The 16,664-nt window shown below is 36.2% G+C and carries 17 protein-coding genes; 3 read left to right on the top strand and 14 right to left on the bottom strand.

Annotated elements, in window-relative coordinates:
- Window positions 1–225 precede the first annotated feature (225 nt).
- Complete coding sequence (locus tag V7183_RS02445; protein WP_097897666.1) at window positions 226–888, top strand: excalibur calcium-binding domain-containing protein; 663 nt, start codon at window positions 226–228, stop codon at window positions 886–888.
- Window positions 889–916: 28 nt separating this feature from the next.
- Here V7183_RS02445 and V7183_RS02440 read toward each other — a convergent pair whose 3' ends face one another.
- The 9 genes from V7183_RS02440 to V7183_RS02400 form a co-directional block, all read right to left on the bottom strand.
- Window positions 917–2,680: an ABC transporter ATP-binding protein gene (locus V7183_RS02440; protein ID WP_335358586.1), complete on the bottom strand. Its 1,764-nt coding sequence runs from the start codon at window positions 2,678–2,680 to the stop codon at window positions 917–919.
- Window positions 2,680–4,431 carry an ABC transporter transmembrane domain-containing protein gene (locus V7183_RS02435; protein ID WP_335358585.1) on the bottom strand — a complete coding sequence of 584 codons (1,752 nt, stop codon included), beginning with the start codon at window positions 4,429–4,431 and terminating at the stop codon, window positions 2,680–2,682. Before V7183_RS02435 ends, V7183_RS02440 begins: the two co-directional genes overlap by 1 nt.
- Window positions 4,432–4,553: 122 nt before the next feature.
- Window positions 4,554–4,775, bottom strand: coding sequence for a YneF family protein (locus V7183_RS02430; RefSeq protein ID WP_335358584.1), 222 nt, complete (start codon window positions 4,773–4,775; stop codon window positions 4,554–4,556).
- Window positions 4,776–4,852: 77 nt separating this feature from the next.
- Window positions 4,853–5,293 (bottom strand): sporulation inhibitor of replication protein SirA, encoded by a 441-nt coding sequence (gene sirA, locus V7183_RS02425; RefSeq protein WP_335358583.1) that lies wholly within the window; start codon window positions 5,291–5,293, stop codon window positions 4,853–4,855.
- Window positions 5,294–5,450: 157 nt separating this feature from the next.
- Window positions 5,451–7,451: a transketolase gene (tkt, locus tag V7183_RS02420; RefSeq protein WP_335358582.1), complete on the bottom strand. Its 2,001-nt coding sequence runs from the start codon at window positions 7,449–7,451 to the stop codon at window positions 5,451–5,453.
- Window positions 7,452–7,718: 267 nt separating this feature from the next.
- On the bottom strand, window positions 7,719–8,522 hold the full coding sequence (gene phnE / locus V7183_RS02415) for a phosphonate ABC transporter, permease protein PhnE (protein ID WP_097897672.1): 804 nt from the start codon (window positions 8,520–8,522) through the stop codon (window positions 7,719–7,721).
- Window positions 8,522–9,316, bottom strand: a complete 795-nt coding sequence (gene phnE / locus V7183_RS02410) for a phosphonate ABC transporter, permease protein PhnE (RefSeq protein WP_097897673.1) — start codon at window positions 9,314–9,316, stop codon at window positions 8,522–8,524. The genes phnE (V7183_RS02415) and phnE (V7183_RS02410) overlap by 1 nt, the downstream gene beginning before the upstream one ends.
- Window positions 9,313–10,086 (bottom strand): phosphonate ABC transporter ATP-binding protein, encoded by a 774-nt coding sequence (phnC, locus tag V7183_RS02405; protein WP_097897674.1) that lies wholly within the window; start codon window positions 10,084–10,086, stop codon window positions 9,313–9,315. The genes phnE (V7183_RS02410) and phnC overlap by 4 nt, the downstream gene beginning before the upstream one ends.
- Before the next feature lie 117 nt (window positions 10,087–10,203).
- Window positions 10,204–11,142, bottom strand: a complete 939-nt coding sequence (locus tag V7183_RS02400; RefSeq protein ID WP_097897675.1) for a phosphate/phosphite/phosphonate ABC transporter substrate-binding protein — start codon at window positions 11,140–11,142, stop codon at window positions 10,204–10,206.
- Window positions 11,143–11,317: 175 nt separating this feature from the next.
- On the opposite strand from V7183_RS02400, the gene V7183_RS02395 reads away from it, so the two are divergent.
- A complete protein-coding gene (locus tag V7183_RS02395) occupies window positions 11,318–12,910 on the top strand; it encodes a bifunctional metallophosphatase/5'-nucleotidase (RefSeq protein ID WP_438825150.1) in 1,593 nt (530 codons plus the stop codon).
- 45 nt (window positions 12,911–12,955) lie between these two features.
- On the opposite strand, the gene V7183_RS02390 is transcribed toward V7183_RS02395, so the two are convergent.
- Together V7183_RS02390 and V7183_RS02385 are read right to left on the bottom strand one after the other, a co-directional pair.
- Window positions 12,956–13,195, bottom strand: a complete 240-nt coding sequence (locus V7183_RS02390) for a DUF896 domain-containing protein (RefSeq protein ID WP_335358580.1) — start codon at window positions 13,193–13,195, stop codon at window positions 12,956–12,958.
- 45 nt (window positions 13,196–13,240) lie between these two features.
- Window positions 13,241–13,897 (bottom strand): YneB family resolvase-like protein, encoded by a 657-nt coding sequence (locus V7183_RS02385; protein ID WP_335358579.1) that lies wholly within the window; start codon window positions 13,895–13,897, stop codon window positions 13,241–13,243.
- A 142-nt stretch (window positions 13,898–14,039) separates the two neighbouring features.
- Between V7183_RS02385 and lexA the strand changes: the two genes are divergently transcribed.
- Window positions 14,040–14,660, top strand: a complete 621-nt coding sequence (gene lexA, locus V7183_RS02380; RefSeq protein ID WP_335358578.1) for a transcriptional repressor LexA — start codon at window positions 14,040–14,042, stop codon at window positions 14,658–14,660.
- Between the two features lie 26 nt (window positions 14,661–14,686).
- Here the strand turns inward: lexA and V7183_RS02375 are convergent, their stop codons facing one another.
- From V7183_RS02375 to V7183_RS02365, 3 genes are read right to left on the bottom strand one after another with little or no spacing between them, the layout of a single operon-like run.
- Window positions 14,687–15,487: a DUF4097 family beta strand repeat-containing protein gene (locus tag V7183_RS02375; RefSeq protein WP_335358577.1), complete on the bottom strand. Its 801-nt coding sequence runs from the start codon at window positions 15,485–15,487 to the stop codon at window positions 14,687–14,689.
- Window positions 15,488–15,492: 5 nt separating this feature from the next.
- On the bottom strand, window positions 15,493–16,035 hold the full coding sequence (locus V7183_RS02370) for a DUF1700 domain-containing protein (RefSeq protein WP_335358576.1): 543 nt from the start codon (window positions 16,033–16,035) through the stop codon (window positions 15,493–15,495).
- Between the two features lie 4 nt (window positions 16,036–16,039).
- On the bottom strand, window positions 16,040–16,351 hold the full coding sequence (locus V7183_RS02365; RefSeq protein ID WP_335358575.1) for a PadR family transcriptional regulator: 312 nt from the start codon (window positions 16,349–16,351) through the stop codon (window positions 16,040–16,042).
- Window positions 16,352–16,664 lie beyond the last annotated feature (313 nt).

The following is a 16,664-nucleotide window of genomic DNA, read 5'->3' as shown; positions in this document are numbered from 1 at the left end:
ACTTTTTCATATTTCTTGCATTACGTATACTTTCACAAATTAATTTGATGAATTCATTCGTGCTGTAACACATACAAAGTCAGTTCTTTCATGGAATTAGCTTTTGTATTGGTTGTAGAAATAATATTTCTTACAAAAAACAGTTTATAAATTCAACTTTTTGTAAATTCATTATCTAAATTTGTTATACTAACTATTGTGATTTTAATATATAGGGGGAGCACTATGTCAAACAAAACTCAAAAAGAAGAAAACAAACGACGTGGTTGTGGTTGTTTAGGCTGTTTAGGTATTATTATTCTCATAGTAGTTTTACTAGCTTCATGTTTTAATGGCGACAAAAATACTACAAAAAAAGAAACGGAAACTACAGTTACGAAACAAGAAAATAAAGCAACAACACAGCCATCTTCTGAAAAAGAAAATAAGGCTATGGAAACTAAAACAAAGGACGAAAAAAAGACTTATTCAGTTTCTGATTTACAAACTGCATTCCCAGTAAATATGCCTTTCAATGATTACATCAATAAAAATAAAGAGATGAATGTAGATCATCCTGTGGATATTTCATTAGGTAAAGGAAATGTTGGTAAAGTATTACAGGCTACTGATGGCTTAGTAGTAGTTTGTGTTGATGGGGTTAAAGTTTTTGATGTGAAAACATTTGCAACAATGGATGAGGTAAAGCAATTTGAAAAAGATTCTATTGCAAAAACCAAAACAACGTCTGCTACCGCGCCAGACACTAAACAAAATAATACTAACGTACATTACAAATCTTGTGACGAAGCTAGAAAGGCCGGAGCCGCTCCAATAAAAGCTGGTGAACCAGGTTATGCAAAACATTTAGATCGTGACGGCGATGGAATAGCTTGTGATAAAAAATAATTAAGAAAAAAGCCTTCAAAGGCCTTGATTACAAGGCTTTTTGAAGGCTTCCTTTATTCTGAAGTAAATACATATTATAGTATAACCCTTGTTTGCTAAGTAACTCTTGATGTGTTCCTCGTTCTACAATTTCTCCTTCATGCATAACAAATATTTGATCGGCATCTTGTATTGTAGACAACCTGTGTGCAATTGCTATTGTTGTTCTCCCTTTTCTCATGCGCTGCAGTGCTGTTTGAATCGCTTCTTCTGTTTCTGTATCAATATTTGCTGTTGCTTCGTCTAATACTAGTACTTTCGGATTTGTCGCAATTGTTCTCGCAAAAGCAATAAGTTGACGTTGTCCACTTGAGAATGCAGCTCCTCTTTCTACTACTTCAGTATCATACCGCTCTGGTAACTTTTCAATAAACGTATTTGCCTGCACAAAGTGCGCCGCTTCTTCTATTTCTTTATCAGTAATACCTTCATTATACATACGAACATTTTGTTTCACATTTCCTGCAAACAAAAAAGCATCTTGCAGCACAAGACCGATTCTTTTTCGAATTTCCTGCTCCTCAAATTTCTCTAAGTTTACACCGTCTATTAGAATATTCCCTGCTTTAATATTGTAAAATCGCATCAATAAGTTCATAATTGTACTTTTCCCGCTTCCAGTATGTCCAACAAAAGCAATCGTTTGCCCTGGTTTTACATGAAAAGATACATTTTTCAAAACATCACGTTTTCCATCATAGGAAAAGGTAACGTCTTTAAATTCAATTTCACCTTCACGTACTTTCGGCTCTTCATTTCCTTGTTGAACAGGTGCTAAGTCTTTTTCATCCATCAAATGAAAGACACGAGATGACGAAACGAGTGCTTGCTGGAAGAAAGATAGTTTCATCATCATTTCATTTACAGGTTGGAAGAAACGGTCAATATAGTTAACAAAAGCATATAACACCCCAACTTCAACCGGACTATTCAAAGCGTCAATTCCAAATAAGGCAAGCACTAATGCAATCGCTACAATATGAACAAGATCTGTGGCTGGACGTAAAAATAATGCATCTAATTTTAACGTACGGCGCCCAGCACGGTAATGTTTATTATTTACTTCTTCAAATTCTTTTCGCATCCGCTTCTCTTGGCGAAACACTTGCACAATATTCATTCCTTGAATCGATTCATTTAGCTTTGCATTTAAAATACTCAATTGATTACGAAGCTCTAAATAAAACATAGAGCTCTTTCGGCGATACATCGCCATAACGGTCAACATAATTGGAATTAATAAAAGGGAAAACAACGCGAGTTTCACATCTAGTAAAAACATCGCTACTAAAATTCCAATTAAAAACACCACATTTTTTACAAATGTTGATAACACACTCACATAGAAGTCTTTAATCGCTTCTGTATCATTTGTTATACGCGATACAAGCGTACCAATTGGTGTACGATCAAAAAAGCTTAGTGACAACCTTTGTACATGTTCATACACCTCAACGCGCATATCTTGCACAATTTTGAACGCAATATTTTGGAAATACAGTAAATTTAAATACGTAAATAAAACCTTTAACAAATGAGCAATCATGTATACAACAAATAAAGTCACAAGTGCCGACTGTTCAAAGTTACGCGGAACTAGATGTTCATCAAGAAACTGCTTAATTAAAAACGGCCCCATCATTTCTGTAACAGTTGCACCAACTAGAAATAAGAATGCCAGTGATAATAAGCCTTTATATGGTTTCATGTAAGACAGCAATCGCCACAAATCACTTCTTTTTTTCTCAGTCATTATATGCCCCCTTTCTCAACTAACGCCTCTAACTGTTGACTTTCATACATCTCTTTATACCAGCCATTTTGTTCCATTAGTTGTTCATGTGTTCCTCGCTGTACAATTTCCCCCTCCTCAACAACAAGAATAAGGTTTGCATGTTGAATGGCACTTAATCGATGCGCCGTAATAATCGTTGTTTTTTGCGCCCTTTCTCGTTTCAAAGCAGTTAAAATTGTTTCCTCTGTCTTTGCATCAACTGCGGATAAGCAATCATCTAAAATCAAAATTTCAGCATCCGTTAATAACGCACGTGCAATAGAAATCCGCTGTTTTTGTCCACCTGATAAGGAAACCCCTCTCTCCCCGACTACCGTATCGTATCCTTCCGGAAACCGAACAATATCATCGTGGATACAAGCGATATCAGCAGCACGCGTAATTTCTTTATATGTAGCATCTCCCTTTCCAAACGCAATATTTTCACCTATACTTGCTGAAAATAAAAAATGATCCTGCGGCACATATGAAATAGCAGATCGAATACCGTGAAGCGTCATATCACGAATATCTTGATTCCCCACTTTTAATCCCCCATTAAAATGATCATATTCCCTGATTAAACATTTTAATAACGTTGTTTTTCCTGCGCCTGTCCGTCCAACAATCCCTAATGTTTCACCCTTTTTCAAAGTAAAATAAATGTCCTCTAAATGAAGAGTTTCATTTTTCTTATAAGAAAACGTATCAATTGCAAACGAAATATCACCGCTTGCCACATTATGTATTGCATCCTCTTTATTCACAACATCTGAAGCCTGTGATAGGATTTTTTCCACGCGGTCATACGATGCGCGTCCGCGTTCCATGATATTAAAAAGCCACCCAAACGCCAGCATCGGCCAAACAAGCGTCCCTAAGTATGCTGTAAATGTGATCAATTCACCAACTGTTAATTCGCCGCGTACAACTAAGAGCGATCCATAACAAACAGCAATTAAAAACGAAAAACCGACAATAAGAGCAATTGTTGGATCAAATAAAGAATCAATACGTGCTACCAGCATATTTTTATGTACAACATCTTCCGACTTCTTTCGAAACGCCTGTAAATCTTCCTTTTCTTGACCAAGCGAGCGAATGACCTTCATTCCACTCATACTCTCTTGTACTTTATCATTGATTTCAGAAAACGCTTGTTGCGCTTTATGGAAGCGTCTGTGTAATAAAGTACCATAATAATTAGTAGAAATTGCTACAATCGGCATGGGAATTAAACTTACTAGCGTTAACTTCCAACTAATAGTAAACCCCATAGCCACCAGTACACATCCACCCACAGCTAACGAATCAACAAGTGTTAATACACCCGATCCAGCAGTTTGTTGAATTGCTTGAATATCATTTGTTGCATGCGCCATTAAATCACCTGTACGATGTGATTGATAAAAAGATGGACTCATATTCGTAAAATGTTCATATAACTTCTTTCGTAATTGGCGTGCAAGCTTCAAAGAAGATCCAAAAATCATAATACGCCATATATAACGTAATATGTACATTGTAATTCCGACAGCAGCTAAAAGAACAACCCATTTTAACAATTTTTCAGATGTCAATGTTTGATTGTTAATTTCGTCTACAACAATTCCAATTACTTTTGGTGCTACAAGTTCAAGAAGTGCTACACCAAACAACAAAATAATGCCCGTTATGTACGCCCGTTTCTCTTGTTTAAAAAACCAAGCTAAATTAAAAAATACTTTCATTATATCCCCTCCCCTAAAATGAGCGATGTTTTCAGTTTATCAAAAATACAGAATTTTTAAAAGTTTTAAATATTTAATTTACCCAAAAGGAAAGGGCACTCTTATCGAGTGCCCTTCAGCGCTTATTTTGTTTGTTGTTTGTTCATTGCGCTCATCATTTGATTGATTTTCTTTTGGGATGGCTTTTGTCCCATTTGCATCATCATCATTTTTAACATTTGTTCATTAATTGGTGGATTTTTTTGTAAGTAATTCATCATATATTTGCGGGCGATGAAAAATCCTAACGCCACGCCTGCTACTAGTGCTAATACGCCCACTAGAACAACTACCCAAACTGACATATATTTTCCTCCTTCATGTTGTCTACCTTACAGTGTACTAAAACCTTTTCAATAAGACAAGATTGTATTCGACATTTTTACACATATGTTCGTACTTGTTTCAAAGGATTTAGCCAACCATACTTTTTATTTTCATAATCCATTGCTAAAAATGTCAATTCGCATTTCCTGAGTACTTCAAAAAAAGTCGTTTCCATTGAAGCATTTCCAGATGTGTTCATTTGAATATATTGTGATTTTACCGTTATTTCTCCATACTCTGCCCCAGTATAAAGCATGTGTGTATGATGTGTTCTATCATATTTCCCGAGCCTACGTAAAGCTTGTTCTAATTTATGGTGAATTTTCATTACTTGTAATGGCATCGTAATATACTTCATCTGCTTATATAACACTTTCTTTTCCGAAAGGGAACCAGATTCTGAAAATCGAGCAAATAAATCGAAAAACAAATATTCACGACCAAAGTATGTCTTCGCAATATCTTCTTGAATTAAATACAATTCATATGTTTTCATTTTTCCCCTCCCGATCTGGACAACCTTTTTCTCTAAATTATATAGAAGAAAATATGCAATGATTGTCTGACTACGGAGAAAGAAAAAACTTTTTCTGTCGAATAAACTCATTTACATAGAAAAATCTCTCCATGCCGGAGAGATTTTTCACAAATCATTAAAGCATTTCTTTTACTTTGCGAACAACATTTTCTACAGTGAATCCATACTCTTCCATGATCTTTTCACCAGGAGCAGAAGCACCGAATGTATCGATACCTAGTACATCTCCCTCAAGACCAACGTAACGGTGCCATCCGAATGTAGCACCCATTTCGATTGCGAAACGTTTTGTTACTGCTTTTGGTAATACAGATTCTTTGTACTCAGCAGATTGTGCTTCAAAGCGATCCATAGATGGCATGCTGACAACAGTTGCATCAACACCATCTGCCGCTAATGCTTTTTGCGCTTCAATTGCTAAGCTTACTTCAGAACCAGCTGCAAGTAAAATTACATCAGCTGTTTCTTTCTTGCTTGCAGAAACGACATATGCACCTTTTGCTACTTTTTCATAAGTATCGTCTTTTGCACCTTCTAATGTTGGAAGATCTTGACGAGTTAAGACTAATGCAGTTGGTGTTTTTGTAGATTCTAACGCTAATTTCCAAGCTGCAACAGATTCGTTACCATCAGCAGGACGAATAACAGATACATTCGGCATTGCACGAAGCGCTGCTAAATGTTCAACTGGTTCATGCGTTGGACCATCTTCACCAACAGCGATGCTGTCATGTGTAAACACATATGTTACAGGCAATTGCATTAACGCTGCAAGACGAATTGCTGGACGTAAGTAGTCAGAGAATACGAAGAACGTACCACCGTAAGTTTTTAAACCGCCATGAAGTGCGATACCGTTCATTGCTGCACCCATTGCGAATTCACGTACACCGTACCAAATGTTCTTACCGCTGTAATCAGCTCTTGTAAAGTCTTTTTCATTATTCATGTATGTTTTGTTAGAACCAGCAAGGTCTGCAGATCCACCGAAGAATGATGGTACAGATTCTGCAATCGCATTAATTACAGCACCTGAAGAATTACGAGTTGCCGTTTTTGATCCTAATTCATAAGTTGGTAAGTTTTTCTCCCAACCTTCTGGAAGTTGACCGTTCATTGCCGCTTGCAGTTCATTTGCTAATTCTGGATATGCTTGTGTATATTCACCAAACATTGTATTCCATTCAGCTTGTGCTGTTTCACCCACATCTTGTACCGTTTTACGGAAGTTCTCATATACTTCTTCTGATACATGGAAATCTTGCTCAGCAGTCCAAGCATATGCTTCTTTTGTTAATTTTGTTTCGTCTACGCCAAGTGGAGAACCATGTGAAGCAGATTTTCCTGATTTATTTGGAGAACCGAAACCAATTGTTGTTCTTACTTCAATTAGCGTTGGGCGTTTTTCGTCAGCTTTCGCTTCCTCAATTGCTTTCGCAATCGTTTCCACATCGTTTCCATCCTCAACACGGATTACTTGCCAACCGTATGCTTTATAACGATCTTCTACACTTTCAGAGAATGAACGATTTAAATCACCATCTAATGAAATATCATTAGAATCGTATAACACAACAAGTCGACCTAATCCTAAGTGTGCAGCTAACGAAGATGCTTCAGCAGAAACGCCTTCCATTAAATCGCCATCACCACAAATTGCGTATGTGTAGTGATCAACTACATTGTAAGCATCGCGGTTATACTTCGCTGCTAAATGTCTTTCAGCCATTGCCATACCAACAGCTGTTGAAATACCTTGTCCAAGTGGACCAGTTGTTGCATCTACACCTGCAGTATGACCATACTCAGGATGTCCTGGAGTTTTACTTCCCCATTGACGGAAGTTCTTTAAATCGTCCATTGTTACGTCGTAACCAGATAGATGAAGTAGGCTGTATAATAACATTGAACCATGACCTGCAGATAATACGAAACGATCGCGGTTAAACCACGTTGGGTTATTTGGATTATGTTTCATAAATTGTGTCCATAATGTATAGGCCATTGGTGCTGCACCCATTGGCATTCCTGGATGACCAGAGTTTGCTTTTTCAATCGCATCAATGGATAATGTGCGAATCGTGTTGATAGAAAGTTGTTCGATTGAATGTGACATGCTATTCTTCCCTTCGCTTATATTAGTAAACGTTTTACACATTTATATGATAGCTTCCCACGCAAGATTATACAACATGTATCGACAAATATGTTGATGTTTTTTGATTTTTTTGTGACAAAGCTTTGATTTCCAACATGTATGGGTATTCAATCCGCCATACTTTTTCACTGTTTTTATTTTGGTAATAAAAGGAATTAACTACATCTTCATTCATTACTATTACTGACACTCCATATCCTTATAAACAAGCCAAAAAGTTTTATTTTATACAACCCGTTTTCGAATTGAACTGGAAATAAAATCAATGATAATAACCATCATAATAATCCCAAGTAAAATGATTCCTACACGGGGCCAATTTCGAGAGCTTAATGCAAAAATAAGTGGTGTACCAATTCCCCCTGCCCCGATAACACCTAAAATTGTGGCAGAGCGAACATTAATTTCAAATCGATAGAGCGTATAAGATAAAAAGTCCGGTAATACTTGCGGCAATACTGCATACCAAAGTACTTGAAAACGGTTTGCTCCAGTAGCAACAAGTGCCTCAGTAGGACCTTTCTCTATATTTTCAATTCCTTCAGAATACAATTTCCCTAGCATACCAATTGAATGCAATCCTAAAGCTAACACACCTGCAAAAGAACCAGGACCCACTGCTTTTATAAATAGAAGAGCCATAACTAATTCAGGAAACGTACGAATAAAACTGAGCACAAATTTCCCTGCTGACGATGTTACTTTTCCTGTACTCATATTTGCCGCCGCCCAAAATGCAAATGGTATGGACAAAAAAGCAGATACAAATGTCCCTAATATAGCAATTGCTAGCGTATCAATTAAACCGTGCAACAAATCCTCACCATCTGGTGAAGATACATATGCCCAATCTGGATTTACTATCCCAGTCATAATCGCCTTAGTAATTTGTCCAGCTGTGTCCTTTATTCCCTCAACAGGCACTCCTGAAAATGCCCATACATATAAGACCGCAAGTGCAATAAGAATAATCCAACGATATAAACTTAGTTTCTTCGGTTTTGGCACAATTATTGTCGGTTTACTCATCATAATTTCTCCCGTAATACTGTACTTATATAATCAATCATCAATACAACAACAAGCGTATAGATAATAATAGAAGCGGTTTGTTGATATTGTAAAAATCCAAGTGTGCGATCATAGTATAATCCGATCCCACCTGCCCCGACTAAACCTAAAACAGCCGCTGCACGTACGTTTACTTCAAATGTATATAATACATAAGAAACAAAATGCGCCATTACTTGTGGAATCACTCCATATACGATCCACTGCACTTTATTCGCCCCTACAGCTGTCATCGCTTCTAATGGACCTGAATCAATTGATTCAATCGTTTCATATAATAATTTTGCAATCAGTCCAACTGAAAAAAACGTAAGAGCTAAAATACCTGGAAGTGGACCAATTCCAAAAATTGCAACAAAAATCGCTGCTAATAATAGATCTGGTATCGTCCGAATAAAATTTAAAATAAATCGAGCCGGACCATACAAAATAGGAGTTGAAAACACATTATTGGCCGCTAATAAAGCAAGTGGAATAGCCAGAATTGCCCCTAAAGTTGTTCCGATGATAGCCATTCGAATCGTATCCAAAATGGCAGGGGTAATTGTCTTAAAATAACTCCAATCTGGAGGCACCATTTCTCTAAGCAAATCCAACATATTTGGCAAACCTGTTACAAGCTTTGAAAATGATGCCTCCACTTGTATACTACTTCCCCAAAATAATAAAATGATAAGAATAAAAGTTAACAAATGCTTCAGTTTGCTCGAGGGCTTTGGTATTGTTTTCGTATTTATTGTTAGCTCACTCATTTAACCGCCACTCCTAAGAATTCATGTTTTTGAGCAGAACGACCATAAATTTCAGCAAATTTCTCGTCAGTTGCTTCTTCTACCGGTCCATCAAACACTATTTCCCCTGCATGCAATCCAATGATACGCGTTGCATATTCCCTTGCCAAATCAATAGAATGTAAGTTTACAATTGTCGTAATCCCAAATTCCTGGTTGATTTGCTTTAAATCATCCATCACTTGTTTCGTAGTAAGTGGATCTAAAGAAGCAACTGGTTCATCTGCTAAAATGATTTTCGCTTCCTGTGCTAATGCTCTCGCAATTGAAACACGTTGCTGTTGACCTCCTGATAATTCATCAGCCCTCGTATATGCTTTTTCTAAAATATTCACACGTTCTAGTGCCCGAAATGCAAGCTCTACGTCCTGTTTCGGAAAAAGTCCTAGTGTTGTACGCAGTGTAGAATGATATCCAACACGTCCAGCTAATACATTCTTTAATACAGTAGACCTCTTTACAAGGTTAAAACTTTGAAAGATCATGCCAATATCGCGGCGAAGACGCCGTAATCCTTTTCCTGTTGCAGCTGTAATCGATTGTCCATCAATTACAATTTCTCCTTCTGTAATTTCATGAAGCCTATTAATAGATCGAAGAAGTGTTGATTTTCCAGCTCCGGATAAACCAACCATTACAACAAATTCACCTTTATGTATCTTCATATTAATATTGCGCAAACCTTTTGTACCATTCGGATATACTTTAGAAACGTTTTGAAATTCTATCACACATCTCACCTACTTTCTAAATGTTATAAGAAACCGAAAAACGGCTAACTAACTGAAACTGAATAACATTTCAGCTAGTTAGCCATTTTTCATTATCATTCAAAACTCTCCTATGGATTACTGCGTTTTTACTTTCTTTCCGTAGTCACGAACAATATCAAATTTACTATCATCAGATTTCACATATCCTTCATGTGAATATACCTCTTTAATAATTTTATGACCTTCTTCACTCTTTCCAATTTCAATAAACGCATCTTGTAATTTTTTACTCCATTCAGCATCTAAATCAGAACGTACAGAAATCGTATCATTTGGAATTTTTTCTGTGAACTTCACAATTTTAGTCTTATCAAATACATCTGGATAATCTTTTTTAACAATATTACGAGCATCTTGGAATACAACCGCCGCATCAACATCACCGTTTAAAAGTGCAATAATAGATTGGTCATGGCCTTTTAATGTAACAGGTTTCACATCTTTTAACGGATCAATGCCCTCTTTCATTAACACTGCCGCTGGCCACACATATCCTGCAGAAGATGTTACATCTTGATATCCGATTTTTTTACCTTTTAAATCGTTAATACTATTAATATTGGAATCTTTCTTTACGACAAACTCAGATTTATAAAAGTCCACTAAATCTTTTGTAGGCTCTCCTGTCGAATCATCTACCCCAAAGCGTTGCGCCTGTAATATTACATTCGCTGCTTTCTTTTCATGTGCTAACACATATGCAGTCGGTGGCAGAAAGCCCACATCCACTTGCTTAGATGCCATCGCTTCTACAATTGTATTGTAATTTGTTGAAACACTGACCTTTACAGGAATATTAAGCTTATCACTTAACAATTTTTCTAATGGTTTTGCTTTTGCCTCTAACGTATCAGCATTTTGTGAAGGAACGAACTGAACATTTAATGTTTTGGGCACATACCCTTTTTTCGTATCTTCATCTTTACTTGCACTTGATTCTTTTGCTCCACAACCACTCAATAAACCGACCGCTAGTACAGCTGTTACTCCCATTGCGAAAACCTTTTTGAACATATCAAAGCCTCCAATTTTTTAAGTTATAAAATGACAAGCCGTAAACATGTAGAAATATAACATAGATTTTTCCATACGGGAGTTTATTTACAGAATATTTACACATTCTAAACATTCTACACATCCCCATTCAATATTATCTGTTATGATTAGTATTAGATAATTTTGAACGGGGATGATACTTTTGAACCAACATGATACTGTACACATAAATCTTCTATTAACAAGCGATGTACACGGTACTGTTTATCCACTGCACTATCAAAATAACAAAACAGCAGAAATAGGGTTAGCAAAAATAGCAACCCTTATCAAACAAGAGCGTTCCCAATGTGAACATGTAATTGTAATCGACAATGGTGATTTCATTCAAGGAACTCCATTCACTTATCACTACGCTACATATGAGCAACATAAAAACAATCCAATGACTCTACTCGCCAATCACATCAGTTATGATGCAGCCATTATTGGAAATCACGAGTTTAATTATGGAATGGATGTATTAAACAAAGCGGTATCAGATTCAACTATGCCCTATCTATCCGCAAATATTTTAAATAAGCAGACAAAAAAACCTTACTTTGGGAAACCATATATCATTAAACATATACAACCTACTATAAAAATCGCTATCTTGGGAGTTACAACGCATTACATTCCGAATTGGGAGTTGCCGCATCATATTAAAGATTTACTATTTGAAGATGCGTTAGAAACAACAAAAAAATGGGTTTCTCACATTCGTAAACACGAGCAACCAGACTTATTAGTCGTAGCATATCACGGTGGTTTTGAACGTGATTTACAAACTGGAGAACCGACGGAAATTTTAACAGGAGAAAATCAAGGATATGCAATGTGCCAAGAAATAGAAGAAATCGATATATTATTAACTGGACACCAACACCGCTATATTTCTAATACAAAAGTAAACGGTGTAACAATTTTACAAACTGGATGTAATGGCCATTCATTAGGGAAAGTTCAAGTGGAGTTAGAACAAAATAACAATCGGTGGATAATCAAGAAATGTCATTCAGAACTGTTATCTGCACAAGGTGTTCAAGCAGACGAAGAAGTGCTTAAACTTGTATCTAGCTATGAAAACCAGACACAAAAATGGCTCGATCAGCCAATTGGTACCATCATTGGCGACATGCGAATTCATGATGCAATGCAAGTACGTTTACAAGATCATCCCTTTATCGAATTTATAAATAAAGTACAAATGGAGATAGCTGGAGTCAACATTTCTTGTACAAGCCTGTTTCATAATGAATCTTCTGGCTTTCCAAAACATATTACAATGAGAGATATTGTTTCAAATTATATTTATCCAAACACATTAAAGGTCATACGTGTTACAGGGAAAGATATAAAAGAAGCTCTTGAGCTATCTGCTGAATATTTCACGTTGCATACAGATGGGGAAATTATTGTAAACCCGGCTTATATTGAACCAAAACCGCAGCATTATAATTACGATATGTGGGAAGGAATTTCCTACATATTAAACATTTCAAAACCAGTTGGTGAAAGAGTAGTTTCCTTACAATACGACGGGGCCCCTATTCAATTTGATCAAGAATATGATGTAGTCATGAATAATTATCGTGCAAGTGGGGGCGGAAATTATTTTATGTATCAAAATAAGCCCATCGTAAAAGATGTACCCATTGATATGTCTGAACTTATTGCGAATTACATATTAGAACGGGGAACAATTGAAGCGACAACTAACCAGAATTGGAAAGTTATCAAATAACTAATGTTTCTATTAAAATCAAAAAAGATGGGCTCTGCCCATCTTTTAATTTAATTTTTCATTATCTTGCTTCTTTAGTGCTTTTAATTTCGATGGGGTAATATCTTTCCCCTCTTCGTTAACGACTTTAATTCCTTTTAATTCGTTTAGCATATTTTGACGAAATCCTTTTAAATATTGTTCACGGAGCGATTGGCGCTCACGTTGTTCTTCTTCAGTTAAACCTTCAGCTTTTGCTTTTTTCGCTAAGAAGTTAATACGTTCAACGAGTTCGTGACTTAGCATCTCGAATCCCCTTTCTACTTAAAACTGATTATTATCATACAATAGTTAGTCCTGTTTATCAAGCAATTGCTTCGTATACTCCACGTATCTGCGGTGTACCGTAGCTTTTGATACATCATGCCCAAAGCCACGAAGTGTCGCAGCAATTTCTTCAAATGTTAATTCATTTCGGCGCAAACGTACAATCTCTTCAATTGGTACTTCTTTTTTCTCACGCCCTGTACTTAAATGACGATTTTTTAGATTTTTTTCTGGGCGAAACCCTTTTTCTACCGCTCTTTGCATACCACGTTTAATCTTTAAATTATGAATTTTTCTCTGATATTCTTCTACTATGCCAATAATATCAAGTACCATTGAATCAGAATCTGAAAGCTGTAATTCACCATTATGCGTATGTGTGTACACTTTTATCCCTTCTTTATGTAAACAGTGCATTAAGGCAATCTTTGCATTCCCTCTACCAAGACGTGTTTCATCTTGAATAAGTAGTACATCAACCTGTTCATCCCGAATGATATCTAGTACCTCTAATATACCAGCACGCTCAATTGTATAGCCGCTCGCCTGCTCCTCAATTACCTTGATAACATTCATTTGATACCGATCAGCTAAATGCAACAATTCATCTTTTTGACGTGCTAACGATGTTTCCTGAGCTTCCTTTGTTGTACTTACACGAGCATAAATGATTGCATTCATTTTGAAACCCTCTTCCTCATTTTGATTTTTCTATTAGTTTAGCATAAATTCAGATTCTGTTCGAACTTATGTTTGTAGAATATTTTTTCGCGTGTTATACTTATTAATAAGAAAATTAAAAGAAAACGAGGTGTTAAAAAACATGGAAAAGTTAACAAAGCGCCAGCAAGACATTCTCGACTTCATTAAACTAAAAGTACAAGAAAAAGGTTATCCACCTTCCGTACGTGAAATTGGTCAAGCAGTCGGCCTTGCTTCTAGTTCTACAGTGCACGGACATTTATCACGTCTAGAAGAGAAAGGTTATATTCGACGTGATCCAACAAAACCAAGAGCCATTGAAATTTTGGGAGACGAAAGAATTGGCACAAACACACAATCAGTTGTTCAAGTACCAATTGTCGGAAAAGTTACAGCTGGTTTACCGATTACAGCCGTTGAAAGTGTAGAAGAACACTTCCCACTTCCTGCAAGCGTCGTTGCTGGAGCAGATCAAGTGTTTATGTTACGAATTTCTGGAGATAGTATGATTGAAGCAGGTATCTTCGATGGAGATTTAGTTGTTGTTCGCCAGCAGCATTCTGCATACAATGGTGAGATTGTGGTTGCATTAACAGAAGATAATGAAGCAACAGTAAAACGCTTTTATAAAGAAAAAGATCATTTTCGCTTACAACCGGAAAATTCTTCCCTTGAACCTATCATTTTAAAACAAGTGTCGGTTATCGGGAAAGTAATTGGCGTATATCGTGATTTACATTAAAAAATAGACCATCTCTGGTCTATTTTTTAATTCACTTCAATTGTAACGTCTCCAGCAGACGTTTTTCCATTAATTTTCACACTACCATTTCCAAGCGTTACATCCCTATCTTCTTCCTTAAAAATTCTCACTTTCCCTGCATAAGTCTTTCCACTGACAGTCGCATCTTGAGGCTTCTCGAGTAAACGAATATCAATATCTCCAGCAGTTGAACTTGCTTCCACATCGTATTTAGAGTCATGATCAATAACATCCACATCTCCACCTGTTGTTTTCGCTACAACTTTCCCACTTACTTGCTTTACTTTTATTTCACCAGCTTCAGAAAACCCTTCGACCTTTTTTGCCGTTATTTTCTCTAATTCTACGTCCCCACCAAGTGTCGAAACGTTTACATAATCACTTTTTATATCACTCACTTCTATTTTCCCTGCAGATGAATTCACCTTTAATTCTTGATATGCTCGTTCTGGAATAACAACCGTTATTTCAGGCGTTTTAAACCCAAAAGATAAAAATGAAAAATCAAATGAAATTCCTTTTTTCACTTTTCCTTGCACCTTTAATGTATCGTCTTTTTCATCAATAGTAACTTTTTGGTTTTCCAAATTACCTGACTGTTTTACATAAAAAGAGGAATCATTCCCTTTCTGAATCGTAACATCTCCAGCGTCCAAAGCAATTTCTACATTCTTAATTGCTTCATTTTTAATAACCTTTTCCATGTCTCCCTTTTCCACTGTAGCTACTGTTTTTGTATATGTTTGCGATATACCAATCACTCCAATAATGATACACGCAACAGCCCCTAACAATATTTTTTTCAATTTCCCTATCCCCCTTTAATCATTTTGAGATTCCAATTGACATAGCGCACACAAAAATTTTTAAACCAGTTTGTACAGTAGTAAGCTCCTATGCACAACAATAACCCCACGCCAACAAACGTAATAGCAACAAATACATCCAGCCATAAGAAATTGCCCATTAGTATTTTAATGATTACAAAGAATGGTGAAATTACATTGGCAATCCCGCCAACCCAAAGCGCAAATATAAAACTTACAATTGCGATTAAAGGACCTAATACAATAATAAAATTTAATAAACTAAGACCAATTGCTGCCATTACAGCTCTTGTTATGTTTGAAGCAGAAGGATCCTTTTTCATCTCATCAAAACGATATAAAGCTAGCATTTCTTTCGCAATTGTTTTTGGCGAACCGAGCCCTTTTACAATTTCAGATTCTGTCTTCCCCTCTTCGAATCCAAACTGAAAATGCTCCTCATAGTCATATGAAATATCGCGCCTTTCTTCTTCTGGTAGCTTTCTAAGCTGTTCCGATAATTCGCGAAGAAACTGTTCTTTATTCATCCCATTACACCTCTTCAATAATTTCTTGTACCCCTTTAGCAAAATCGCGCCACTCCGTTACAAGTAAATGGAGCTGTGCTTCCCCTTGATTTGTTAATTGATAATATTTACGCGGCGGCCCTTCCGTTGATTCTTTTAAATACGTTTGAAAATATCCCTCTTTTGTTAACCGACGGAGTAACGGGTACACCGAGCCTTCTGATATTAAAAATTTATTAGAGATTTGCTGAACGAGTTCATAACCGTAGCAATCTTTTCTTTTCACAAGTGCCAGTACACAAAGCTCTAGCACGCCTTTTTTAAACTGGACGTTCAAAGACAATCCTCCTTCCCAGTCAGTACTATTCAATATAAGGTACTTACTTTAACCATAATATACCATTCACTATTATTTATTGCAAGGTACTGTTGTCTATGTAATAAATGTTTACTCCCCTCTTTTCCTTACACTATATTAATTAAAAAAATCACATCTCATTGAGACATGAGTTTCTATTTAAAAAGGTTCTTTTTAGTTATTACCTGATACCGGTTGATCTATGTTTCTAGTGAAATATTTTTATATCAAAACAAAATAATTAAAAAACGTAGAGTAGGATTTCCTTAGATAACATAGAAATTATATAAAG

It is taken from the genome of Bacillus sp. JJ1127 (assembly GCF_036965845.1).
GTDB lineage: Bacteria > Bacillota > Bacilli > Bacillales > Bacillaceae_G > Bacillus_A.
This window is presented reverse-complemented; position numbering and strand designations above follow the sequence as displayed.